Origin of the sequence: Stenotrophomonas maltophilia, assembly GCF_900186865.1 — a bacterium.
GTDB lineage: Bacteria > Pseudomonadota > Gammaproteobacteria > Xanthomonadales > Xanthomonadaceae > Stenotrophomonas > Stenotrophomonas maltophilia.
Genome location: NZ_LT906480.1, coordinates 1,720,022 through 1,742,956, shown reverse-complemented (window position 1 = coordinate 1,742,956; position 22,935 = coordinate 1,720,022). Strand labels below are relative to the sequence as shown.

The 22,935-nt window shown below is 67.7% G+C and carries 20 protein-coding genes; 13 read left to right on the top strand and 7 right to left on the bottom strand.

Features of this window, described 5'->3' with window-relative positions; translation table 11 throughout:
- Positions 1 to 202: 202 nt before the first annotated feature.
- From pstS to rnt, 10 genes are all read left to right on the top strand, one after another.
- Positions 203 to 1,291 carry a phosphate ABC transporter substrate-binding protein PstS gene (gene pstS / locus CKW06_RS08335; protein WP_005408791.1) on the top strand — a complete coding sequence of 363 codons (1,089 nt, stop codon included), beginning with the start codon at positions 203 to 205 and terminating at the stop codon, positions 1,289 to 1,291.
- Positions 1,292 to 1,373: 82 nt separating this feature from the next.
- Complete coding sequence (gene pstC / locus CKW06_RS08330; RefSeq protein ID WP_005412771.1) at positions 1,374 to 2,342, top strand: phosphate ABC transporter permease subunit PstC; 969 nt, start codon at positions 1,374 to 1,376, stop codon at positions 2,340 to 2,342.
- Positions 2,342 to 3,205, top strand: coding sequence for a phosphate ABC transporter permease PstA (gene pstA / locus CKW06_RS08325; RefSeq protein WP_005408789.1), 864 nt, complete (start codon positions 2,342 to 2,344; stop codon positions 3,203 to 3,205). The genes pstC and pstA overlap by 1 nt, the downstream gene beginning before the upstream one ends.
- A gap of 19 nt (positions 3,206 to 3,224) precedes the next feature.
- On the top strand, positions 3,225 to 4,055 hold the full coding sequence (gene pstB / locus CKW06_RS08320) for a phosphate ABC transporter ATP-binding protein PstB (RefSeq protein ID WP_005408788.1): 831 nt from the start codon (positions 3,225 to 3,227) through the stop codon (positions 4,053 to 4,055).
- Between the two features lie 65 nt (positions 4,056 to 4,120).
- A complete protein-coding gene (phoU, locus tag CKW06_RS08315; protein ID WP_005408787.1) occupies positions 4,121 to 4,828 on the top strand; it encodes a phosphate signaling complex protein PhoU in 708 nt (235 codons plus the stop codon).
- A 258-nt stretch (positions 4,829 to 5,086) separates the two neighbouring features.
- Entirely contained in the window at positions 5,087 to 5,443 is a 357-nt protein-coding gene (locus CKW06_RS08310; protein WP_024957870.1) for an HvfA family oxazolone/thioamide-modified RiPP metallophore, read from the top strand.
- Positions 5,430 to 6,305: an HvfB family MNIO-type RiPP peptide maturase gene (locus tag CKW06_RS08305; RefSeq protein WP_024957869.1), complete on the top strand. Its 876-nt coding sequence runs from the start codon at positions 5,430 to 5,432 to the stop codon at positions 6,303 to 6,305. The genes CKW06_RS08310 and CKW06_RS08305 overlap by 14 nt, the downstream gene beginning before the upstream one ends.
- Complete coding sequence (locus CKW06_RS08300) at positions 6,298 to 7,053, top strand: HvfC family RiPP maturation protein (protein WP_024957868.1); 756 nt, start codon at positions 6,298 to 6,300, stop codon at positions 7,051 to 7,053. Before CKW06_RS08305 ends, CKW06_RS08300 begins: the two co-directional genes overlap by 8 nt.
- 26 nt (positions 7,054 to 7,079) lie before the next feature.
- Positions 7,080 to 7,601, top strand: coding sequence for an HvfX family Cu-binding RiPP maturation protein (locus tag CKW06_RS08295; protein ID WP_024957867.1), 522 nt, complete (start codon positions 7,080 to 7,082; stop codon positions 7,599 to 7,601).
- Between the two features lie 169 nt (positions 7,602 to 7,770).
- Positions 7,771 to 8,421 carry a ribonuclease T gene (rnt, locus tag CKW06_RS08290; protein ID WP_024957866.1) on the top strand — a complete coding sequence of 217 codons (651 nt, stop codon included), beginning with the start codon at positions 7,771 to 7,773 and terminating at the stop codon, positions 8,419 to 8,421.
- Positions 8,422 to 8,505: 84 nt separating this feature from the next.
- Here the strand turns inward: rnt and CKW06_RS08285 are convergent, their stop codons facing one another.
- The 3 genes from CKW06_RS08285 to CKW06_RS08275 form a co-directional block, all read right to left on the bottom strand.
- On the bottom strand, positions 8,506 to 11,532 hold the full coding sequence (locus tag CKW06_RS08285; protein WP_024957865.1) for a ligand-binding sensor domain-containing diguanylate cyclase: 3,027 nt from the start codon (positions 11,530 to 11,532) through the stop codon (positions 8,506 to 8,508).
- A 177-nt stretch (positions 11,533 to 11,709) separates the two neighbouring features.
- The gene (locus CKW06_RS08280; protein WP_005408780.1) at positions 11,710 to 13,119 is read right to left on the bottom strand and encodes an ATP-binding protein; all 1,410 of its coding nucleotides are present in this window, start codon (positions 13,117 to 13,119) and stop codon (positions 11,710 to 11,712) included.
- Positions 13,120 to 13,125: 6 nt separating this feature from the next.
- Positions 13,126 to 13,854, bottom strand: coding sequence for a response regulator (locus CKW06_RS08275; protein ID WP_005408779.1), 729 nt, complete (start codon positions 13,852 to 13,854; stop codon positions 13,126 to 13,128).
- Positions 13,855 to 14,058: 204 nt separating this feature from the next.
- Between CKW06_RS08275 and CKW06_RS08270 the strand changes: the two genes are divergently transcribed.
- The 3 genes from CKW06_RS08270 to CKW06_RS08260 are packed head-to-tail and all read left to right on the top strand — an operon-like array spanning position 14,059 to position 18,700.
- Positions 14,059 to 15,309, top strand: coding sequence for an efflux RND transporter periplasmic adaptor subunit (locus tag CKW06_RS08270; RefSeq protein ID WP_024957864.1), 1,251 nt, complete (start codon positions 14,059 to 14,061; stop codon positions 15,307 to 15,309).
- Complete coding sequence (locus CKW06_RS08265; protein ID WP_024957863.1) at positions 15,306 to 17,264, top strand: MacB family efflux pump subunit; 1,959 nt, start codon at positions 15,306 to 15,308, stop codon at positions 17,262 to 17,264. The genes CKW06_RS08270 and CKW06_RS08265 overlap by 4 nt, the downstream gene beginning before the upstream one ends.
- A complete protein-coding gene (locus CKW06_RS08260) occupies positions 17,261 to 18,700 on the top strand; it encodes an efflux transporter outer membrane subunit (protein WP_024957862.1) in 1,440 nt (479 codons plus the stop codon). Before CKW06_RS08265 ends, CKW06_RS08260 begins: the two co-directional genes overlap by 4 nt.
- Here the strand turns inward: CKW06_RS08260 and CKW06_RS08255 are convergent.
- The 4 genes from CKW06_RS08255 to rnr all read right to left on the bottom strand — a co-directional run bounded on the left by CKW06_RS08255 (position 18,672) and on the right by rnr (position 22,867).
- The gene (locus CKW06_RS08255) at positions 18,672 to 18,905 is read right to left on the bottom strand and encodes a hypothetical protein (protein WP_024957861.1); all 234 of its coding nucleotides are present in this window, start codon (positions 18,903 to 18,905) and stop codon (positions 18,672 to 18,674) included. The genes CKW06_RS08260 and CKW06_RS08255 overlap by 29 nt on opposite strands.
- Positions 18,906 to 18,935: 30 nt before the next feature.
- Positions 18,936 to 19,679 (bottom strand): 23S rRNA (guanosine(2251)-2'-O)-methyltransferase RlmB, encoded by a 744-nt coding sequence (gene rlmB / locus CKW06_RS08250; RefSeq protein ID WP_005408775.1) that lies wholly within the window; start codon positions 19,677 to 19,679, stop codon positions 18,936 to 18,938.
- 151 nt (positions 19,680 to 19,830) lie between these two features.
- On the bottom strand, positions 19,831 to 20,313 hold the full coding sequence (locus CKW06_RS08245; protein ID WP_005408774.1) for a GFA family protein: 483 nt from the start codon (positions 20,311 to 20,313) through the stop codon (positions 19,831 to 19,833).
- A 94-nt stretch (positions 20,314 to 20,407) separates the two neighbouring features.
- The gene (rnr, locus tag CKW06_RS08240) at positions 20,408 to 22,867 is read right to left on the bottom strand and encodes a ribonuclease R (RefSeq protein ID WP_024957860.1); all 2,460 of its coding nucleotides are present in this window, start codon (positions 22,865 to 22,867) and stop codon (positions 20,408 to 20,410) included.
- Positions 22,868 to 22,935 lie beyond the last annotated feature (68 nt).

Below are 22,935 nucleotides of genomic sequence, written 5' to 3'. Positions count from 1 at the left end.
CTACAAGGGCCAACCGACCGTCATATCGGTGCGCAGATCGGGGGTTTCCGGGCACCTGCCGGATCGGCGCCAATCCTGTGAAACCCTTGTCAGAACGTGATCCAGGACACCCCTGTCATGGTCGTAATACGGCTGTAACAAAAACATCATTTCATAGCCGCATCCGCCGACCACGTCGGCTCTTCCCCGCTATGGAGTGACCATGAAACTGCACTCGGCCGGCCTCGCCGCCCTTTCCCTGGCCATCGCCCTGGGCCTGTCGGCCTGCGGTGGCGACAAGCAGGCCGCGCAGCAGCCGGCTGCCGACGGCGCCGCCGCCCCGGCCGCTGCCGGTGCCAAGGTGACCGCCGAAGTGTCCGGCGCGGGCGCGTCCTTCATCTTCCCGCTGGTCTCCAAGTGGTCGGCTGACTACAACACCAGCACCGGCGCCAAGATCAACTACCAGTCGATCGGCTCCGGCGGCGGTATTGCCCAGATCAAGGCCGGCACCGTCGACTTCGGTTCCTCCGACAAGCCGCTGAGCAGCGAAGAGCTGGCCCAGGCCGGCCTGGCGCAGTTCCCGTCCGCCATCGGCGGCGTGGTGCCGGTGGTCAACATCGAAGGCCTGGAAGCCGGCAAGCTGCGCCTGAGCGGCGCCCTGCTGGCCGACATTTTCCTGGGCAAGGTCAAGACCTGGAACGACCCGGCCATCGTCGCCGCCAACCCGGGCGTGAAGCTGCCGGACGGCAAGATCACCCTGGTCCACCGTTCGGACGGTTCGGGCACCACCTTCAACTTCTCCAACTACCTGTCCAAGGTCAGCCCGGAGTGGAAGAGCAAGGTCGGCGAAGGCACCTCGGTGCAGTGGCCGGACGGCGTCGGTGGCAAGGGCAATGAAGGCGTCGCTTCCTATGTGAAGCAGATCAAGGGCTCGATCGGCTACGTCGAACTGGCTTACGCGCTGCAGAACGGCATGCCGTACACCGCCATGCAGAACGCGGCCGGCAACTGGGTCGAGCCGAGCGCGGAAACCTTCGCCGCCGCGGCCGCCAGCGCCGACTGGGCCAGCGCCAAGGACTTCAACCTGGTCATCACCAACGCTCCGGGCGAGCAGGCGTGGCCGATCACCGCCACCAACTTCATGCTGATGCAGAAGAAGCCGAAGGACGCCAAGCGCAACCAGGACACCCTGGCCTTCTTCAAGTGGGCCTTCGAAAACGGCCAGGCGCAGGCCAACGAGCTGCACTACGTGCCGCTGCCGGCCGAACTGGTCAAGCAGATCGAGGCCTACTGGGCGACCGACCTGAAGTGATGGACACGACGGTGCCCGCCCCACGCGGGCACCGCTTCTTCCACGCCGTGCCGCCCCGCCCCTTCCTGGCCCTGCCGTCCCCATGAATGCCATCGCCCAGCCTGTAGCCGCCCCGTCCACGCGTGATGCGCGTGATGCCCGCAACGACAAACTGTTCCGATGGGTGCTGGTCGGCACCGTCATCTTCGTCCTGATCGCCCTGGCCTGCGCCGCGCTGTCGATGCTGTGGGGCGGCCGCCATGCCCTGCAGATGCAGGGCCTGAGCTTCTTCTTCTCCGCCGACTGGAATCCGGTCGAAAACAAGTTCGGTGCGCTCGCCCCGATCTACGGCACCCTGGTCACCGCCGTCATCGCGATGGTCATCGCCGTGCCGGTCAGCTTCGGTATCGCCTTCTTCCTCACCGAAGTCGCGCCGCGCTGGCTGCGTGGCCCGGTCGGTACCGCCATCGAACTGCTGGCCGGCATTCCCTCGATCATCTACGGCATGTGGGGCCTGTTCGTGCTGGTGCCGGTGATGACCGAGTACGTCACCCCGTTCCTCAACGAGACCCTGGGCGAATGGCCGATCATCGGCCCGATGTTCCAGGGCCCGCCGCTGGGCATCGGCATGCTCACCGCCGGTTTCGTGCTGGCCATCATGGTCATTCCGTTCATCTCCTCGGTGATGCGCGAAGTGTTCCTGACCGTGCCGACCCGCCTGAAGGAGTCGGCGTACGCGCTGGGCTCCACCAAGTGGGAAGTGAGCTGGGACATCGTCCTGCCCTACACCCGCTCGGCAGTGATCGGCGGCATCTTCCTCGGCCTCGGCCGCGCCCTGGGCGAGACGATGGCGGTGGCCTTCGTGATCGGCAACAGCGTGCGCCTGTCGCCGTCGCTGCTGGAACCGGGCACCACCATCGCCGCGCTGATCGCCAACGATTTCGGCGAAGCCACTGAAACCTACCGCTCGGCCCTGCTGCTGCTCGGCTTCGTCCTCTTCATCGTCACCTTCGTGGTGCTTGCCATCGCCCGCCTGATGCTGATGCGCCTGTCCCGCAAGGAGGGCAACTGATGTCCACCACCGCTGATTCGCTGTACCTGCGCCGTCGCATCGGCAATGTCGTTGCGATCACCGCCTCCTGCGCCACCGCCCTGTTCGGCCTGTTCTTCCTGGGCTGGATCCTGTTCACCCTGGCCTCGAAAGGCCTGGCCGGCATCAACTGGGACCTGTTCACCAAGATGACGCCGCCGCCGATGCAGGACGGTGGCCTCGCCAACGCCTTCTTCGGCAGTGCCGTGATGTGTGCGCTGGCGATCGGCATCGGCACGCCGCTGGGCGTGCTGGCCGGTACCTGGCTGGCCGAGTACGGCAACGCCCGCAAGGCCGGCACCGTGGTCCGCTTCGTCAACGACATCCTGCTGTCGGCACCGTCGATCGTGCTGGGCCTGTTCGTCTACACCCTGTACGTGATGCAGACCGGCGGCAACTTCTCGGCGTTCGCCGGTGCCCTGTCGCTGGCCTTCATCGTGCTGCCGGTGGTGGTGCGCACCACCGACGAGATGCTGCGGCTGGTGCCCTCGCAGATGCGCGAAGCGGCCCTGTCGCTGGGCATCCCGCAGTGGAAGGTGATCGTGCAGGTGCTGTACCGCAGCGCCTCGGCCGGCATCATCACCGGCATCCTGCTGGCGCTGGCCCGCATCTCCGGCGAGACCGCTCCGCTGCTGTTCACCGCTTTCGGCAACCAGTACTGGAACAACAACATCTTCCAGCCGATGGCCTCGGTGCCGGTGGTGATGAACCAGTTCGCCGGCAGCCCGTATGAATCCTGGCAGGTGCTGGCCTGGGCCGGTGCCCTGGTGCTGACTGTCTTCGTGTTGCTGGTCAGCCTTGCCGCCCGCGGCATCCTGCTGCGCAACCGTATCTCCCATGACTGACCTTTCCGTGGACAACGCCATGAACGACCTTTCCAACGCCGTGCCGATGCAGCGCATCGCCGTGCCGTCCTCGCACGAGAGCCTGCACACGCCGTCGCCGGTGAAGCTGGCTGCGCGTGGACTGGACTTCTACTACGACAAGTTCCACGCCCTGAAGGGCATCAACCTGGAGATTCCGGAAAAGCGCGTGACCGCGCTGATCGGTCCCTCCGGCTGCGGCAAGTCGACCCTGCTGCGCATCTTCAACCGCATCTACGCGCTGTACCCGAAGCTGGAAGCACGCGGTGAAGTGCTGCTGGACGGCGAGAACATCCTGTCGCCGAAGTACCCGATGAACCGCCTGCGCAGCAAGGTCGGCATGGTGTTCCAGAAGCCGGTGCCGTTCCCGATGACCATCTTCGAGAACGTGGCCTACGGCATCCGCCACCACGAGAAACTGAGCAAGGCCGACATGGCCGACCGCGTCGAGCAGGCACTGCGTCAGGGCGCACTGTGGGACGAAGTGAAGGACAAGCTGGGGCAGAGCGCGCTGGGCCTGTCCGGTGGCCAGCAGCAGCGCCTGTGCATCGCCCGTGCCGTGGCGCTGCGCCCGTCGGTGCTGCTGCTGGACGAGCCGACCTCGGCGCTGGATCCGATCTCGACCAGCCGCATCGAGCAGCTGGTGGAGGAGCTCAAGCACGAGTACACCATCGTCATCGTCACCCACAACATGCAGCAGGCCGCGCGCGTTTCCGACTACACCGCCTTCATGTACCTGGGCGACCTGATCGAGCACGACCGCACCGAAGTGATCTTCTCGCAGCCGTCGCAGCGGCAGACCGAGGACTACATCACCGGTCGCTTCGGCTGATCGACGCTGATCCTTCGCCACATGCCCCAGCCAGGCACGGCCTGGCTCTACCCGGATTGCAGACCATGAACCTTCCCAACGATCACATCGTCAAGAGCTACGACGAAGAGCAGCAGCGCCTGGTGGCCGAAATCGTGCGCATGGGCGAGATGGCCGTCGCCCAGCTCGAAGCGTCGATGGACGTGATCGAGAAGCGCGACGAGAACGCCGCCCATCGCATCATCGCCAACGACGAAGCCATTGATGCGCTGGAGCAGCAGATCAGCCATGACGTGATGCGCCTGGCCCTGCGCGGCCCGATGGCGCGCGACCTGCGCGAGATCCTCGCCGGCCTGCGCATCCCGGCCGACATCGAACGCATCGGCGACTATGCAGCGAACGTGGCCAAGCGTTCGATCGCGCTGGGCAAGGTGCCGCCGCTGCCGCAGATCCAGGGCCTGCGTGCGCTGGGCCGCCTGGCCGCGCAGCAGGTCCGTCGTGCCATTGCCGCCTACCGCGACAACGACGCCGACGCCGCACTGGAACTGCGCGAGGACGACGCCCGCCTGGACGCGCAGTACACCGCGCTGTTCCGCGAGCTGCTGACCTACATGATGGAAGACCCGCGCAACATCACCCCGTGCACGCACCTGCTGTTCATGGCCAAGAACCTGGAGCGCGTGGGCGACCACGCCACCAACATCGCCGAGAACGTGTGGTTCCTGGTGCACGGGGAGCAGCCGCTGCCGCCGCGCGAGAAGCGCGACGAGACCTCCAGCACCGGCCAGCCCTGACGCTGCACTGCAACACCGGAGTTGACTCCAAGGTGGCCGCTGTCCTGGTGACAGCGGCCTTCTTTTTTGGGGTGTTCCACCCGCGTTGTGGGCGCCGGGCTTGCCCGGTGCGAACCTTCCGGATGCTTCTGTAACAAACCTCACGAAAATTTGAGTTCTTGGCGAGGATTCGTTGAGTAGGATCGCTGCACCATCGTTTCCACCGGCATCCCTGCCGGCCATCCGGGCACCCGCCCACACCACCCAGGAGCACGACCGATGAGCAGTTCCAACAAGACCCTGTCCCTGCTGACTGCTACCGCCCTGGCCGCCGGCCTGGGCATGACCGCCAGTGCCTCGGCCCTGAGCATGAGCGACCTCGCCCAGGGCTACCTGGTTGCCGGGCAGGCAGCCAAGGCCAGTACCGATGCCAAGGCCGCCGACACCAAGATGGCCGCTGACGCGACCAAGCATGCCGAAGGCAAGTGTGGCGCCGACGGCAAGACCGCCGAAGGCAAGTGCGGCGCCGACAAGGGCAAGGCTGCCGGCGCTGCGGCAGGCGCCAAGGCCACGTCCGGCGAAAAGAAGGCGGCTGAAGGCAAGTGTGGCGAAGGCAAGTGCGGTGGCAAGCACTGACGTCCGCGCCAGCGTCGTCAGCCCGCGGTCGCCGCTTCGTGCGGCGGCCGCCGGGTTAGGGCTGCGCAGGGCGCTGCTGCAGGACCTGCGTGATGCACCGGCGGGCGACTTCGATTTCCTCGAATGCGCGCCGGAGAACTGGATCCATGTCGGTGGTCCTGCCGGGGATGCACTGGCCGAGCTGGCACAGCGCCATCCGCTGAGCTGCCACGGCCTGTCCCTGTCGCTGGGTGGCAGTGCGCCGCTGGATAGCCGGCTGCTGGAACAGGTCGGCCAGTTCCTGGAAAAGCACCGCGTGCCGCTGTACAGCGAGCACCTGAGCTACTGCAGCGACGACGGCCACCTGTACGACCTGCTGCCGATTCCATTTACCGACGAAGCGGTGCGCCATACCGCCGCACGCATCGCCCGTGTGCAGGACCTGCTGGGTCGCCGCATCGCAGTGGAGAACGTGTCCTACTACGTGGCGCCGGAGCCGGCGATGGACGAGCTGGCCTTCACCAACGCCGTGCTCGCCGAGGCCGACTGCGACCTGCTGCTGGACGTCAACAACGTCTACGTCAACGCCTGCAACCACAGCTACGACGCCGACACCTTCATTGCCGGGCTGCCCGCAGAACGCATCGTCTGCCTGCACATGGCCGGGCACCTGGACGAGGCACCGGACCTGAAGATCGATACCCATGGCAGCGCGGTGATCGATCCCGTCTGGGACCTGCTGGCGCGTACCTACGCGCGCATCGGCGCACGCCCCACCCTGCTTGAGCGCGATTTCAACTTCCCGCCCTACGCCGAACTGCAGGGCGAGCTGCAGACCATCCGCCGCCTGCAGGCGACGCACGCCGGGAGCGCACATGGCTGATGCTCCCGACACGCTGCGCGCGCAGCAGCACGCATTCACTGCCCATCTGCGTGATCCACAGGGCGTGCCGCCGCCGGCCGGGCTGGAATCACGCCGGGTCGCGGTATACCAACGACTGCTGTTCAACAACCTGCTCGGCCTGTTGAGCAACGGCTTCCCGGTCTGCGTGCGCCTGCTCGGCGAGCCGGCCTGGAGCGGACTGGTGCGCCATTACTTCGCGACCCATCGCTGCCAGACACCGCTGTTCACCGAGTTGGCCGCCGAGTTCGTGCAATGGCTGCAGGCACAGCCACAGCTGCCGCATCCGGCGTTGGCCGAACTTGCTCATTACGAGTGGGTGGAAACCGCGCTGTACCAGCTTCCTGCCGAGCCGCTGCCGGTGCCAGGTGACATCGATCCGCTTCGGGTGCCACTGCAACGCTCGCCGCTGGCGTGGCCGCTGCTGTACCAGTGGCCGGTGCACCGGCTGGGCGCCGAGGATGCACCGACGCAGCCACCCTCCGAACCGACCGGCCTGCTGGTGCGCCGTGAGGCTGACGGCGAAGTGCGCTTCGCCGCACTCAGCCCGCTGGCGGTGTACCTGCTGTCCAGCATCGGCGAACAGCCCGGCCTTGATGGACAGGCCTACCTGCAGCGTCTGGCCGCTGCGCACGGCCTGGCCGAGGATGCGCTGGCCGAACCCGGTGCCGCGCTGCTGCGGCAGTTCCTGCAGGCCGCCGTGATCGGCCCGCTCACAGCCCCTCCCTGACACACCTCATTCGCGGAGACCCCCTGATGAACCTTCCGACCCTGGCCACCGCGCGTGGCCAGCTGGACCGTCTCGGCCCCTGGTTGGCCCCGCTCGGCCTGCGCCTGCTGCTGGCCTGGGAATACTTCGAATCCGGCCGCGAGAAACTGCACGGCCAGAACTGGTTCGCCGACCTGCAGGATGCCTTTCCGTTCCCGTTCGATCAGCTGCCGAGCACGCTGAACTGGCAGCTGGCGACCTGGTTCGAACTGGTCGGCGCGGCCTGCCTGCTGTTGGGTTTCGGTACGCGTTTCGCCGCCGCCAGCCTGCTGGTATTGACCGTGGTGGCCACCTACGCCGTGCACTGGCCGATGCAATGGGACTCGCTGGGCGACCTCGCGATGGGCTATGCGATCACTGACCAGGGCTTCGGCAACTTCAAGCTGCCGGTGCTGTTCATGGCGATGCTGCTGCCGTTGATTTTCAGCGGCGCCGGCAGGCTGAGCGTGGATGCGTGGTTGGCACGGTGGCAGCCATCGGGCACGACGGCACGGCCCGCAGTCCGGTAAATGGCGACCCTGGTCGGCGCGTTGTGTGCCAACCAAGGTTGGCACCTACCGGAATCGTGGGCGCGCGGTGCACCGGTGGGTGTCGACCTTGGTCGATACGCTCCTGCGCAGGGAACCCGTGCGCCACGGGCTGGCCGGGCGCTCAGGGTCGCTCTGCTAGAATTCACGCATGAATGACCCCACTCCCGCACCTGCCGCCGCCCCCGATTCCGCAATCCCCCAGGCGCAGCGCGCGATGTCACAACGCTTCCGCGGCTTCCTGCCGGTGGTGGTGGACGTGGAAACCGGCGGCTTCGACAGCCAGCGCAACGCCCTGCTGGAAATCGCCGCGGTGCCGATCGAGATGGACGAGAACGGCCTGCTCTACCCCGGCCAGACCGCCAGTGCCCATGTGGTGCCGGCCGAGGGCCTGGAGATCGACCCGAAGTCGCTGGAAGTGACCGGCATCATCCTCGACCACCCGTTCCGGCTGGCCAAGGAGGAGAAGGCCGCACTGGACCACATCTTCACCCCGGTACGCGCGGCGATGAAGAAGTACGGCTGCCAGCGCGCGATCCTGGTCGGCCACAACGCCCATTTCGACCTGGGCTTCGTCAACGCCGCCGTGGCCCGGACCGGCCACAAGCGCAATCCGTTCCATCCGTTCAGCGTGTTCGACACCGTCACCTTGGCCGGCATCGCCTACGGGCAGACGGTGCTGGCACGTGCAGCCACGGCCGCCGGGTTGGGCTGGGATGCGAACGAAGCACACAGCGCGGTGTATGACACCGAACAGACCGCACGATTGTTCTGCACCATCGCCAACGCCTGGCCGCGGTAAGACAGCCAGCGGCGCAACCACATCCACGCATGGCGTGGATCTACCACGGCAACACCAGTAGATCCACGCCATGCGTGGATGCGATCAACCAATACTCGTACGATCGCGGCCGTCGCTCTTGGCGCGGTACAGCGCGCGGTCGGCGCGCTGGTACAGCAGCGCCGGGGTGCGGTCATCGGCATCCAGTTCCACAAGGCCTGCGCTGAAGGTCACGCGCAGGCCCGCTACACCGGCCCAGTCGGGGTGGTCATGGAACAGGCCGCGCAGACGCGCGCACAGCTGCGCGGCTTCTTCCAGGCGGGTGTCGTTGAGCAGCAGCGCGAACTCCTCGCCACCGGTACGCGCGGGCAGGTCCGAGTCGCGGCAGGCCGCGGCGATCAGCCTGGCCACCTGCACCAGCACCGCATCGCCGATGCTGTGGCTGTGGCGGTCGTTGACGTCCTTGAAGTGGTCGATGTCCAGCACCACCAGGCACAGCGGGTGGCCGCTGCGCTGTGAACGGGCGAAGTCGCGCGCCAGCGTTTCATCGAAGGCACGGCGATTGGCCAGCCCGGTCAGCGCATCCTCGCGCGCTTGCCGCTCAAAGGCCTCGGCCTGCCGTGCAAGGCGCTCGGCCAGCTCGGTCTTTTCCTGGTTCAGCGCCTGCAGGTGCACGGTCTTGGCCTGCAGGTCGAAGGTTGCCTCGTCCACGCGCCGTGCCAGGCGCAGGTTGCTGGCCTTCAGCTGCTGCAGCAGCAGGCGGTACAGCACCACCAGCCCAGCCAGCAGCAACAACCCGCCCAGCAGCTGCACGCTGCGGCGTTGCCACCAGAACGGCTCCACCGTGAAGCTCCACACGGCTTCCTGCTGGCCCCAGGCCCCGCCTGGATGCGCCGCCGACACGTGCAGGGTGTAGTCACCCGGAGGCAGGCCGACGAACTCGACGCTGCGCTGCGGGCCGCGCTCGACCCAGCCGGTGTCCAGGCCATCCAGCCGCGTGCGATAGCGGATCCGGTCCGACATCAGGTAACTCAGGCCCACATAGCTCACCGCCAGACGTCGGCCGCCGGGAATGTAGTTGCGATCCGGGCCCTCCCAATGCACGGGTGCGCCATCCACCTGCACGCTCTCGATCGCTGCCGGCGGTGATGGGCGCTCGCGGAAGCGCTGCAGGCGTTGCGGGTCGACGGTGCTCAGGCCTCCGGCGGTGACCACCCAGAAGGTGCCGTCCTGGCGCAGGATGGCCGATGGCCCGGAGCTGCCGTTGGCCTGCGCGTTGGCCATGCCGTCGATCTCGTTGTAGCGCTCCACCACCACTCGTGGTGCGCGGCCATCGGCCACGGCATTGAGGGTCGCCATGTCGGTGCGCAGCACGCCGCGGTTGCTGCTGATCCACACGTTGCCAAGACGATCCGGCACCAGCTGGAACACCGCATCCACCGGCATGCCCTGCTCCAGGCCGACGCGCGCCAGCTTTCCGCCGAGCCAACGGTACAGGCCGCGGTCGCTGCTGATCCACATCGCGTCGCCCAGCTGGTGGAAACCGAACACACTGCGGCCCCCGCCCATCGGTGCCAGGTCGATCGACTGCACGTGGTCGCCACGCAGCACGCGGATGCCCTCGATGGTGCCGATCCACAGGTTGCCCTGGTGGTCATGCTCGAGTGCGGTGATGAGGCCACCGGGCATGCCCGGGGCAGTCGACACCTGCACCCGGTCGCCGTCGATGCGTACCACGCCCTTCTGCGTACCCGCCCAGACCCTGCCCTGCGGATCGACACTGATCGCACGGATGTTGCCACCCGGCATGCCGTCGGCTGCCGCATAGTTGTGGCGGAGACTGCCATCGCGGTCCAGCCGGTAAACGCCGTCGCCGAACGTACCCACCCACAGGTCGCCGTCCGGCCCCTGCGCCAGACTCAATACCGATGGCGCCTTGCCGCCGCGGTTGTGCAGGGGAACCGCGCGGAAGCGGCCATCGGGTGTCTGCAGGTCGAGACCACTGGCACTACCGACCCACAACTGGCGGTCGCGGTCCTCCAGCACCGTGCGCACATAGTCGCCACTGAGGCCATCGCGCTCGGTGTAGCTGCTGAACAGTGTTTCGCGCAGGCGGTACAGGCCACCGTTGGCCCCCACCCAGATGCTGCCTTCGGCATCCTCGCGCAGGCTGACCACGCGCCCGCCCGGCAGGTTCAGGCCGGCCGGCAAACGTTCCAGACCATGCGCCGAGATCCGCAGCAGGCCCTGGTTCTCGGTTCCCAGCCACAGGTCGCCGTGCCGGTCCTGCAGCATCGAGGTCATGTGCAGCTGTCCCGGCAGCCGGTGCACCAGCACCAGCTGATCGTCCTCCACGCGGTACAGGCGCTCGCCAGCGACGATCCACAGCGCGCCATCAGGAGCCCGGTACGGCGAGGACAGGCCGGTGCCGGCACCCAGGCCCCACGCCGCGGGCGCGCGCTTGAGCACGCCGTCGTTGTCGCGCAGCACCAGCCCGTCAAGCGTGCCAACCCAGACCCGGTCCTGCGCATCGACCACCAGCTTGGTGAAGCTCATCGCCATCGGCAGGTCGGCCGCCGGCGCCTGGTAGACGATGCCCTTGTCCGGCGTGAGATAGCCGATGCCCTTGCCTTCGTACAGCAGCCACAGGCGCCCCTGGCTGTCCATCTGCATGGACTGGATCAGCACCTGCGGGGTGTCGGCCTGATGCTCCCAGACCCGCCACTGGCCGTCGTTGCCACGATGGCTGACGTTACCGCGCGAATCACTGATCCACAGCCCTCCCTGCCGATCGACCAGCAGTGCGCCGATGCCGTTGTCGCGCAGCCCCGGGCGGGTGCTGCGGTCGAACACGGTGAAATCCAGGCCGTTGTAGCGGACCAGGCCTTCCCAGGTGGCAAACCACAGGTGCCCCTCGGGAGTCTGCGCGATATCGCGCAGCGAGTTGTGCGGCAGGCCATTGCGCGAGGTCCACACGTCGATGGCGTAGTCGCGCAGCGGCGGCGCGCCCTCCTGCGCGGCCAGCGGCAGCGCCAGCACCAGCAACACCCACAGCAGACCGCGCTGCAGTGCCTGCCTGGCCTTCGAAACGCGGCGCTCCACCCAGCACCCGTTGTCCCCTGACCTGCCCATCAGCTCGGCGGCAGTGGCCGGTAACGGCTGCAGGGCATGGCAGCAAGCGGGAACGACCGGGCAACGCGGAACGGCGTGCCGTCAGGAACGGGCTGACTCATCGGGGAGAAACTGGGGAGATGCGCAGATGATAGGCCAAACCCTGGCCCCGGCGTCATCGCGTGCGTCCGGCGGGGCTCAGCCGGGCCGGCCAGGCGGCACCACCTGCGCACTGGCCGGCCACTGCACCACCGCCTCCAGACCGCCCTCGGCACGGTTGCGCAGCCACAGCCGCGCGCCATCCTTCTCGGCCAGGGCGCGCGCGATGGTCAGGCCCAGCCCGGCGCCGCCGGTTTCCCGCGAACGCGAGGTTTCCACCCGCACGAACGGGTCGAACACGGCCTCCAGCTGGTCTTCCGCCAGGCCCGGGCCATCGTCGGACACCATCGCCGTGATCGTGCCGCCGCTGCGTTCCACCCGCACGCGCACGCGGTGGGCATACATCACGGCGTTATCCACCAGGTTGGAGAACAGCCGGTGCATGGCCAGCGGGCGCAACATCAGCACCGCACCGGTGCCGCCCTCGAAGACCACGTCGGCACCACCCTCTGCGGCGTCTTCCACGATGCTTTCCAGCAGCGAATCCAGATCCAGCGCGGCGCGCTGCTCGGCGCTCTCGGCACTGCGGGCCAGCTCCAGCCCTTCGCGCACCAGTGCCTGCATCGCCGCCAGATCGCCGATCAGGCGCTCGCGCAGCACCTCGTCGCTGACGTTCTCCAGGCGCAGGCGCAGGCGGGTCAACGGGGTCTGCAGGTCATGGGTGATCGCCGCCAGCATCTGCGTGCGTTCGGCCAGGTGCCGCTGCAGGCGGTGCTGCATGGCATTGAAGGCCTCGGCGGCGCGCTGCACCTCGCGCGGCCCGCGCAACGGCAGTGGATCGCGCTGCAGATCGTCGCCGAGATCCTCCGCGGCCGCCGCCAGCTCCTGCAGCGGCGCACTGGCCATGCGCGCGACGATGTAGGCCAGCACCGCGATGGCCAGCACCAGCAGGGTCAGGAACCACGGGTCCACGGCCAGAATGCCGTTGTGGGCCACTGCTGGCGAATCCAGCGCCAGCTTCAGCAGCGTACCGTCATTGAGCGTCACATCGACCGCGCGGCACTTGGGCGGAATGAAGGCCGGATCACGCTCACGCGGATGCCGTCGGTGCCCCGGCGGCGGTGGCGGCAGCAGATCCTGCAGCTTGGGAATGCAGGAACGGAACGAGGTGAAGTGCACATGCGCGCGCGACACCGGGCCGGGCCGGTCATCCAGGACTTCCATCAGTGCGGTATCCGCCCGCCCCAGGCGCGCGCCGGGCTGCAGCGCACGCACGCTGGGCCCACCGATCTCAAGCAGTCGCTCGCGCAGTTCGGGATTGCCATCGAGCAGGTTGACGTAGCCCTGCAGGCGGTCGGCGATGCGGTTCAGGTTCTGCCGCTCGAACTCCTGCTGGCGTTTGGAGGTGGCCAGCATGGTCGCGCCGATCGCAGCCACGCTCATGCCCAACAGCAGGATGACGAACAACCGCCCGACCATCGAGGACAGGAAATGGCGCAGGCGCTTCATGACAGCTTATTCCAGGTTCACCGAGGAGGCCAGCACGTAGCCTTCGTTGCGCACGGTCTTGATCAGGCCATCCGGCCCACCGTCATCGCCCAGCTTGTTGCGCAGGCGGCTGACCTGCAGGTCGATCGCGCGATCCTGCGCCTCGTAGTTGCGGCCGCTGCTGAGCGCGACCAGCTGTTCGCGCGACAGCACCTTGTTGGCATGGGCGATGAACACGCGCAGCAGGCGGAACTCGGCACCGGACAGCACCACCACGCGATCGTCCGGATCGACCAGGTGGCGATGCTCCAGGTCGAACACCCAGCGCGAGAAACGCGCACGGCGCACCGCCAGCGGCTCCAGGTTGGCCGGCAGCGCCTCGGTCCGGCGCAGCACGTTGCGGATGCGCGCCAGCAGCTCGCGCGGTTCGAACGGCTTGGCCAGGTAGTCGTCGGCGCCCATTTCCAGGCCGAGCACGCGGTCGATCGGCTCGGCGCGCGCGGTCAGCATGATCACCGGCGTGTTCGAGCGCGCCCGCAGGTCGCGACACAGGGTCAGGCCATCCTCGCGCGGCAGGTTGAGGTCAAGCACGATCAGGTCCACGTGTTCGCGGTCCAGCAGCTGGCGCATGGCGGTGCCGTCTGCGGCCGTGCTCACCTGGTAGCCGGCGCGGCCGAGCTGCTCGGCCAGCAGGGTGCGGATGTCGTTGTCGTCGTCGACGATCAGCAGTCGATGCATCGTGTTTTCAGTCTCCATGTCGCGATCATCCCGTGTCGGCAGCTGAACCGCATCCGGGGCAATGCGTACCAGTGTATCCAGCCATGAGCGGGATACCTGTGGTTACGCGTATTCACCGACAGTGTTACATAGAGACATACCCCGAGGATTGAGCCGCCTGTCGCCCGGTCTTCACAATGCCCACCAACGCCGCCGCCGCGGCCCCGAGAGTGAAGCCACGACGTGACGTTCCGCCTGTTGCCCGCGACCCGCCGTGGTCGCCTGATACTGATCGCCCTGCTCGCCCTGATCGTGGCCGTCGCCGCCTGGTGGCTGCTGCGCAAACCCGTCGCCCCGGCGGTGGCGACCACGCCGGTCAGCCGCGGCGACATCGAGCAGACCGTGGAAGCCACCGGCGTCATCGACGCCTACAAGCTGGTCAGCGTCGGTGCGCAGGCCTCGGGCCAGATCAAGTCGCTGAAGGTACAGCTGGGCGATACCGTGAAGGAAGGCGACCTGATCGCCGAGATCGATGCCACCACCCAGCAGAACCAGGTGCTCAACGCACAGGCTTCGCTGGACCAGGTCACCGCCCAGCGCGCCGTGCAGCAGGCCACCCTGCGCCAGGCCGAACTGGAGTTCGCGCGCCAGCAGCAGATGCTGGCGGCCGAGGCCACCTCGCGCCAGGAATACGATGCCGCCGAAGCACAGCTGAAAACTGCCCGTGCCCAGCTGCAGTCCTACGAGGCGCAGATCAAGGGCCGCCAGACCGAGCTGGGCACCGCCCGCGCCAACCTGGCCTACACCCGCATCACCGCGCCGATGGATGGCACCGTGGTGGCGGTGGTGGCCGAGGAAGGCCGCACCGTGAACGCCAACCAGACCGCGCCCACCATCGTGATGCTGGCGCGGCTGGACGTGGTCACGGTCAACGCCGAGATCTCCGAGGCCGACGTGGTCAAGATCAAGGCCGGCATGCCGGTGTACTTCACCACCCTGGGTGACCCCGACCGCAAGTACCACGCCACGCTGCGCCAGATCAATCCGGCGCCGGCCTCGATCGCCAACGAGAATTCGTCCAGCTCCAGCAGTTCGTCCAGCTCCAGTTCCAGCAGCGCGGTCTACTACAACGCGCTGTTCGACGTGGAGAACCCGGACGGCACCCTCCGCATCGACATGACCGCGCAGGTCTCGGTACTGCTCAAGCAGGCCAAGGACGTGCTGATGGTGCCGGCGGTGGCGCTGGGACCGAAGCGCCGCGGCGACGAGCGCATGGTGCGGGTGCTGGACGACAAGGGCCAGCCGCAACCGCGCAAGGTCACCGTGGGCATCAACAACGGCGCCTCGGCCGAAATCCTGTCCGGGCTGAAGGAAGGCGAACGCGTGGTGGTGGGCGAAGCCGGTGCGGCCGGTGCCAGCGCCGGCGCCGGCGCCGGCAACCGCGGCGGCATGCAGATGCGGGTCGGCGGCCCGGGCATGGGTCCGCGCCGATGAGCACGAAGGCGCCGCTGCTGCGCCTGCGCGACCTGCGACGCGAATTCCCGGCGGGCGATGATGTGATCGCCGTCCTGCGCGACGTCAACCTGGATATCCACGCCGGCGAGATGGTGGCGATCGTCGGCCAGTCCGGCTCGGGCAAGTCGACGCTGATGAACATCCTCGGCTGCCTCGATCGCCCTACCCGCGGCAGCTACCAGGTGGCCGGCCGCGAAACCGGCAGGATGGCGCCGGATGAACTGGCCGAACTGCGCCGCGAACATTTCGGCTTCATCTTCCAGCGCTACCACCTGCTGGGCGACCTGGATGCGCGCGGCAACGTGGAGGTACCGGCGGTGTATGCCGGCAGCCTCGGCCCGGTGCGCAACGCGCGTGCCGAGCAGCTGCTGCAGCGGCTGGGCCTGGGCGACCGCATGCACCACAAGCCGGGCCAGCTGTCCGGTGGCCAGCAGCAGCGCGTGTCGATCGCACGTGCGCTGATGAACGGCGGCGAGGTGATCCTGGCCGACGAACCGACCGGCGCGCTCGACACGAAATCCGGCGAGGAAGTGATGGCGATCCTCGGCGAGCTGCACGCCGAAGGCCACACCATCATCATTGTCACCCACGACATGAGCGTGGCCGAACACGCGCAGCGCATCATCGAAATCCGCGATGGCGAAATCATCGCCGACCGCACCAATCCGAACGCACCAACCTACCGCGCGCAGCGCGAGGCCAGCACCGGCGTGGCCCGCGGCAACAGCTGGCGGGCGGCCCGTGACCGCTTCACCGAAGCGTTCCGCATGGCCCTGCTGGCGATGAACGCACATCGGCTGCGCACCTTCCTGACCATGCTCGGCATCATCATCGGCATCGCCTCGGTGGTCTCGGTGGTGGCGCTGGGCAATGGCTCACAGCAGCAGATCCTGCAGAACATCAGCGCGCTCGGCACCAACACCATCGACGTCTATCCCGGCCGTGGTTTCGGCGACATGCGCTCGGCGCGGGTACAGACGCTCAAGGCCAGCGATGCCGATGCACTGGCAAAGCAGAGCTACGTGGACAGCGCCACCCCCAGCGTGTCGACCTCGGTCACCGCGCGTTACCGCAACCAGTCCTCCACCGCCCAGGTCAGTGGCGTCGGCGAGCAGTTCTTCCGGGTCAAGGGCGTGACCCTGCTCAGCGGCAGCTTCTTCGATACCGACGCGGTGAAGGGCCTCGGCCAGGTGGCGGTGATCGACGAGAACACCCAGACCCAGTTCTTCCCCGATGTCGATCCGGTCGGCCAGGTGATCCTGCTCGGCAACGTACCGGCACGCGTGGTCGGCGTGGCCAAGCGCCAGAGCTTCGGCTTTGGTGGCAGCACCAGCCTCAGCGTGTGGGTGCCCTACACCACGGTGATGTCGCGCATGCTCGGCCAGAGCCACGTTTCCAGCATCACCGTGCGCGTGGACGACGACACGCCGATGGATGCGGCGCAGGAAGCGATCACCCGCCTGCTGACCCTGCGCCACGGCACCGAGGACTTCTTCCTCAGCAACAGCGCCGAGATCCGCCAGACCATCGAGCAGACCACGCGCACGATGACCCTGCTGATCGGCGCCATCGCCGCCATCGCGCTGCTGGTCGGCGGCATCGGCGTGATGAACATCATGCTGGTCTCGGTGACCGAGCGCACCCGCGAAATCGGCGTGCGCATGGCGGTGGGGGCACGGCAGAGTGACATCCGCCAGCAGTTCCTGATCGAGGCGGTGCTGGTGTGCCTGCTCGGTGGTCTGCTCGGCATCGGCCTGGCCCTGCTGCTGGGCTCGATGATCGGCCGCTTCGCCAGTGACTTCCAGGTGCTGTTCTCCACCGCCTCGATCGTTGCCGCGTTCGCCTGCTCGACCCTGATCGGCGTGGCATTCGGCTTCCTGCCCGCGCGCAATGCCGCGCAGCTGGACCCGGTGGAGGCCCTGGCCCGCGAATGAAGATGATGACCCGACTGCCCTTCCCTGCTCCCTCGCGCCCGCTGCTGGTGGGCGCTGTTCTGCTTGCCCTCTCAGGCTGTGCCTCGGTGGGCCGCTACCCGGTGCAGGCCCCCGATGTGGCGGCCAGCTACGGCCGTGGCGATGCCACCCTCAACGCACCGGCCGACGACCCGCGCAGCAGCCTGGATACACCGGGCCGCGACATCCGCCAGGACAGCTGGTGGACGGGCTTCGGCGATGAACGACTGAATCGCCTGGTGGCGCAGGCGCTGGCCGCCAACAGCGATCTGGCCGCCGCTGGCCTGGCCGTGCAGCGTTCGCGCCTGCAGGCCGGCCTGGCCAGCAACGCCCTGTGGCCGCAGCCTTCGTCCTCCGGGGTCAGTGGCAGCGCCAGCCGCGCCACCGACCAGTCTGATGATTGGCGTCGCAGCTATTCCACCGGCGTCTCGCTGGGCTGGGAGGTCGATCTGTGGGGCCGCCTGCGCACCCAGCGCGACATCGCCCGCTGGGAAGCCGAGGCCAGCGAGGAAGACCGGCAGAACACCGCACTGCTGGTGATCGGCGACACCATCACCCAGTACTGGAACCTGGCCTATCTCAACCAGTCCATCGCCACCGGCCAGGCCAACCTGGAGCGCCTGGAACGCACACGCGAACTGGTCCAGGCCCGCTTCGACGCCGGTGCGGTATCGCGCCTGGAAGTACGCCAGGCACTGCAGAACCTGCAGTCGCAGCGGTCCTCGCAGAGCGCGCTGGAGCAGCAGCGGGTGGAGGTGCGCAATGCACTGACCGTGCTGCTGGACGGCACACCCTGGCCCCAGCAGGACGAACCGCAGGACCTGCTGGCCGCACGCAGCCCCGGGATCAACGAAGGCCTGCCGACCGACCTGCTCGGCCGCCGTCCCGACCTGCGCGCGGCCGAACTTCGCCTGCGCAACAGCCTGAAGACCATCAAGGTGACCGCTACCCAGTACTACCCGGCGCTGAGCCTGACCGGCAGCCTCGGCTCCAGTGCAACGTCGCTGGGTGACGTGCTGCGCAACCCGGTGGCCACGCTGGGCGCCGGCCTGTCGCTGCCGTTCCTCAACCTGCAGCGCGCACAGCTGGATACCGACATCGCCGGCACCAGCTATCAGATCGCCGCGACCAATTTCCGCAAGACGCTGTACACCGCGCTGTCGGAAGTGGACAACGCGCTGTCGGCACGCGAGCAGCTGGCGCGCCAGGTGGCGGCCTCGCAGGCGTCGTACGACGAAGCAGTGGAAGTGGAGCGCGCGCAGGAAGTGCGCTACCGCGTAGGTGCCACCGACCTGCGCACCTGGCTGGAAGCGCAGCAGACCCGGCGTGATGCCGAGCTGTCGCTGGCGCGCGTGCGCCAGGGCCAGCTGAACAACGACGTCACCCTGTTCAAGGCACTGGGCGGCAGCGCGGGGTGAGGCGGCAAGGGCGCCAACCCGGGTTGGCGACTACCCGGTGGGTGTCGACCTTGGTCGACACGGCAACGACCCGGTAGGTGTCGACCTTGGTCGACACGGCAACGACCCGGTAGGTGTCGACCTTGGTCGACACGGCAACGGCCCGGTAGGTGTCGACCTTGGTCGACACGGCAACGGCCCGGTAGGTGTCGACCTTGGTCGACACGGCACATGGAAAAGAGATCCGACCCCGAAATCAACCGCGCTGGCGCACGGCCTCGAACAGGCTGACGCCCGCGGCGACGGAGACGTTCAGGCTCTCGATCTCGCCCGGCATCGGGATCTTGACGAGGCCATCGCAGTTCTCGCGGGTCAGGCGGCGCAGGCCATCGGCCTCGCCACCCAGCACCAGGGCGATGTTGCCCTTCAGGTCCAGCTGGTACAGCGACGCAGTGGCTTCGCCGGCCAGGCCGTAGATCCACACGCCCTGCTTCTGCAGGTCCTTCAGGCAGCGCGACAGGTTGGTCACCGCCACCACCGGGATCAGATCGGCGGCACCGGCCGAGGTCTTGCGCACGGTCGCGTTCACCGTGGCCGACTTGTCCTTGGGGATGATCACGGCAGTGGCGCCTGCGGCAGCCGCCGAGCGCAGGCAAGCGCCAAGGTTGTGCGGATCCTGCACTTCGTCCAGCACCAGCAGCAGGGCCTTGCCCTCGGCTGCGGTGACCAGGCCCTCCAGCTCGTTCTCGCTGTAAGTGCGGGCGGCGGCATAGCGCGCGGCCACGCCCTGGTGGCGTACCGAACCGCCGACACCGTCCAGCGCCTGGCTGTTCACCTTGCGCACGTCGATGCCCTTGCGGCGGGCGTTTTCCTCGATCTCGGTCAGGCGCGGGTTCTTCGCACCGGCCTCGACCAGCACTTCGCGGACGTTCTCGGCGTCGTTCTCGATGGAGGAGGCGACGGCGTTGACGCCGACGATCCACTGGCTGTTCTTGCTCATGCGGGCGGGGACCGGAAAGGGGGTGGCTATGGTAGAGCATCGGCGGGCCGGGCGCTGCGGCGGGGCCCCTGTTGAGCCGAGCCTGCGCTCGCCGCCGGGCTGAGGCCGCGGCGACCTGCCAGCCGAGCCTGGGCTCGGCGCTACAGGGGCGTTACCGGCTGCGCGGCGGCCAGTGCGGCGTGTCGTGGTCCGGGTGCTGATGGGACACGATGGTGGCCAGGAACTCCAGCGCCGCGATGTCTTCCTCGGTACGACGGGCCGGCAGGCTGGCCAGCGTATCGACGAACGGCAGCTTGCGCTCGACCCCGTACTGGATCGTCGGCGGCAGGCGCTCGGGTTCGTCAAAGGCGCCGGCCGCCACCGCCACGCCGTCCGGCGCCTCGTAGCTCAGCGGCGTGCCGCAGTCGGCACAGAAGCCCCGGCGCACCACGTTGGAGGACTGGAAATAGCGCGGCTGGCCGCGGGTCCAGCTGAACTGCACGCCGCGCACCGACACCAGCGGTGCGTAGTAGGCACCGAAGGCCTTCTGGCACATCCGGCAATGACAGATCGAACTGTCGGTCAGCGCGCCACGCACCTGGAAGCGGATCGCGCCGCACTGGCAGCCGCCGCTGTATTCGGGTTGGCCCTGCATGCGATGTCTCCTGGTGGTGCCGGCCGCTGGCCGGCAACCCGTCGGTGCCGAGGGTGCCATGGATGCCGGCCAGCGGCCGGCACTACCACGGTCATCAGTATTTCTCTTTCTTCCGCTTGGCCGGCTTGCCACGCTCCGGCAGCGGCGGCAGGCCATCGCCTTCGTCCTCGCCCTTGTGTTCGACCAGGCGGAAGTCGATCTTGCGCTCTTCCATGCTGGCCTTCAGTACCAGGATCCGCACGCGGTCACCCAGCCGGTAGCTGCTGCCGCGGCGCTCGCCGGTCAGCGTCTTGCGCGTGGCGTCGAACTTGTAATAGTCCTGCGGCAGCTGGGTCACGTGCACCAGGCCCTGCACCTTCGACTCATCCAGCTCCACGAACAGGCCGAAGCTGGTCACGCCGCTGATCACGCCATCGAACTGGCCACCCACGTGCTTTTCCATCCACGCCGCGCGGTAACGCTCGTCGACCTCGCGCTCGGCTTCATCGGCACGGCGCTCGCGCTCGGAGCACTGCAGCGCCAGCGCAGCCATTTCGCGCGCGTTGTAGGTGAACTTGTCCAGCGGCTTGCCGGACAACGCGTGCTTGATCGCGCGGTGTACCAGCAGGTCGGGGTAACGACGGATTGGCGAGGTGAAGTGCGCGTACGCCTCCAGTGCCAGGCCGAAATGACCGTGGTTTTCCGGGCTGTAGATCGCCAGGCTCTGGCTGCGCAGCAGCACCGATTCCAGCAGCGTGGCATCGGGGCGGTCGCGGATCTTCTTCAGCAGCTTGGTGTAATCCCCCGGGCGCACCTTCGACCATGGCGGCAGGCTCAGCTTGAACTCCTTGAGGAATTCCAGCAGGTCGGCGTACTTGGTTTCCGGCGGCTTCTCGTGGATGCGGTACGGGGCCGGCACATGGCGCGACAGCAGGTACTTCGCCGCCTCCACATTGGCCGCGATCATGCATTCCTCGATCAGCTTGTGCGCGTCGTTGCGCACCAGCATGCCGGCCTGGGTCACTTCACCGCGGTTGTCCAGCACGAAGCGCACTTCGCTGCTTTCGAACTCGATGGCGCCACGCTTGGCACGCGCCTTGGACAGGACCTTGTACAGCTGGTGCAGGCGCTGCACCTGCGGCAGCAGGTCACCCATCCAGGCCTTGGTATCGGCATCGTCCTCGCCCACCGCCTTCCACACTTGGGTGTAGGTCAGGCGCGCATGCGAGTTCATCACCGCTTCGTAGAAGCGCGAATGCGTGACCAGGCCGTCGCGGTCGATCTGCATGTCGCAGACGAAGCACATGCGGTCGACCTTCGGCATCAGCGAACAGATGCCGTTGGACAGCGTCTCCGGCAGCATAGGCACCACGAAGCCCGGGAAGTACACCGAGGTGGCACGCTTCTGCGCCTCTTCGTCCAGTGGCGTGCCGGGCCGGACGTAGTTGGAGACATCGGCAATCGCCACCACCAGCCGGAAGCCATCGGCATTCGGCTCGCAGTACACCGCGTCGTCGAAGTCCTTGGCATCCTCGCCATCGATGGTGACCAGCGGCATGCTGCGCAGGTCCACGCGGTCGCCGATCATCGCCGGCTCAACCACCAGCGGCACCGAGGCGGCTTCGTCCAGCACTTCCTGCGGGAACTCGAATGGCAGTTCATGGCCGTGGATGGCGGTCTCCACCACCAGCGAGGCGGTCAGCTTGTCGCCGAGCACGGCGATGATGCGGCCGATCGGCGGGCGACGGCTGTCCGGCGCCTGGGTCAGTTCGCAGACCACCAGCTGGCCGTCGCGCGCACCACCGGTCTGGTCCGGCGGCACCTGCACGTTGCGCTGCACGCGCTTGTCGTCGGGCACCACGTAGTTGATGCCCATCTCGATGCTGAAGCGACCGATCAGGCGGGTCATGCCGCGCTCCAGCACGCGGGCGATGCTGCCTTCGCGGCGGCCACGGTGGTCGATGCCGGTCACGCGGGCCAGCACCTTGTCGCCGTGCATGACCTTGCGCATTTCATACGGCGGCAGGAACAGGTCGTCGCCGCCCTCGACCGGGCGCAGGAAGCCGAACCCCTCCGGGTTGGCGATCACCACGCCGGTGACCAGGTTCAGGGTCTGGATCGGGGCGAAGCCGCCGCGGCGGTTCTGCACCAGCTGGCCGTCGCGGACCATGGCGCCAAGCCGGCGCGACAGTGCTTCGGCACGGTCCGGGGCGGTCAGGCCCAGGCGTGCGCCCAGTTCCTCTGCCGTCTGCGGCCCTTCGCAACGCTCCAGCAGGGCCAGGATGGCTTCGCGGCTGGCGATGGGCTGTTCGTACTTCTCTGCTTCGCGGGCGGCATAGGGATCGTCGATCACCTTGCCGGTCGGCGGCAACTTGCGGCCCGGGGCCGGGCCCGGTGCGTCGCTGCTGCGGACCTTGCGGCCACGCGGCGGTGCGCCGCCTTCATTCAATTCGGGGAACCAGCCCGGCAACGGCTTGCCCGGCTTGGTGGTGCGGGCCGTGCCCGCCTTGGCGCCCTTCTTCGGGGCCTGGCCGCGGGAGGTGCTCCCGCCCTTGCTTGGTTTTTTGGTAGTCATCGCCCTACATGGTAGCCGTTGACGGCGTGCAGAACGGGTCAGTGGCCGTCTTGAAGGCCTTGCGTGAA

What these genes read in the sequence shown, in the direction of transcription:
- phoU (WP_005408787.1), top strand. Translation starts at nt 4,121, where the DNA reads ATGAACCTTCCCAACGATCACATCGTCAAGAGCTACGACGAAGAGCAG.
- CKW06_RS08285 (WP_024957865.1), bottom strand. Translation starts at nt 11,532, where the DNA reads ATGGGCAGGTCAGGGGACAACGGGTGCTGGGTGGAGCGCCGCGTTTCG.
- CKW06_RS08280 (WP_005408780.1), bottom strand. Translation starts at nt 13,119, where the DNA reads ATGAAGCGCCTGCGCCATTTCCTGTCCTCGATGGTCGGGCGGTTGTTC.
- CKW06_RS08245 (WP_005408774.1), bottom strand. Translation starts at nt 20,313, where the DNA reads ATGCAGGGCCAACCCGAATACAGCGGCGGCTGCCAGTGCGGCGCGATC.
- CKW06_RS08295 (WP_024957867.1), top strand. Translation starts at nt 7,080, where the DNA reads ATGAACCTTCCGACCCTGGCCACCGCGCGTGGCCAGCTGGACCGTCTC.
- CKW06_RS08275 (WP_005408779.1), bottom strand. Translation starts at nt 13,854, where the DNA reads ATGGAGACTGAAAACACGATGCATCGACTGCTGATCGTCGACGACGAC.
- rlmB (WP_005408775.1), bottom strand. Translation starts at nt 19,679, where the DNA reads ATGAGCAAGAACAGCCAGTGGATCGTCGGCGTCAACGCCGTCGCCTCC.
- rnt (WP_024957866.1), top strand. Translation starts at nt 7,771, where the DNA reads ATGAATGACCCCACTCCCGCACCTGCCGCCGCCCCCGATTCCGCAATC.
- pstC (WP_005412771.1), top strand. Translation starts at nt 1,374, where the DNA reads ATGAATGCCATCGCCCAGCCTGTAGCCGCCCCGTCCACGCGTGATGCG.
- CKW06_RS08260 (WP_024957862.1), top strand. Translation starts at nt 17,261, where the DNA reads ATGAAGATGATGACCCGACTGCCCTTCCCTGCTCCCTCGCGCCCGCTG.
- pstB (WP_005408788.1), top strand. Translation starts at nt 3,225, where the DNA reads ATGAACGACCTTTCCAACGCCGTGCCGATGCAGCGCATCGCCGTGCCG.
- CKW06_RS08265 (WP_024957863.1), top strand. Translation starts at nt 15,306, where the DNA reads ATGAGCACGAAGGCGCCGCTGCTGCGCCTGCGCGACCTGCGACGCGAA.
- CKW06_RS08300 (WP_024957868.1), top strand. Translation starts at nt 6,298, where the DNA reads ATGGCTGATGCTCCCGACACGCTGCGCGCGCAGCAGCACGCATTCACT.
- rnr (WP_024957860.1), bottom strand. Translation starts at nt 22,867, where the DNA reads ATGACTACCAAAAAACCAAGCAAGGGCGGGAGCACCTCCCGCGGCCAG.
- CKW06_RS08310 (WP_024957870.1), top strand. Translation starts at nt 5,087, where the DNA reads ATGAGCAGTTCCAACAAGACCCTGTCCCTGCTGACTGCTACCGCCCTG.
- pstA (WP_005408789.1), top strand. Translation starts at nt 2,342, where the DNA reads ATGTCCACCACCGCTGATTCGCTGTACCTGCGCCGTCGCATCGGCAAT.
- pstS (WP_005408791.1), top strand. Translation starts at nt 203, where the DNA reads ATGAAACTGCACTCGGCCGGCCTCGCCGCCCTTTCCCTGGCCATCGCC.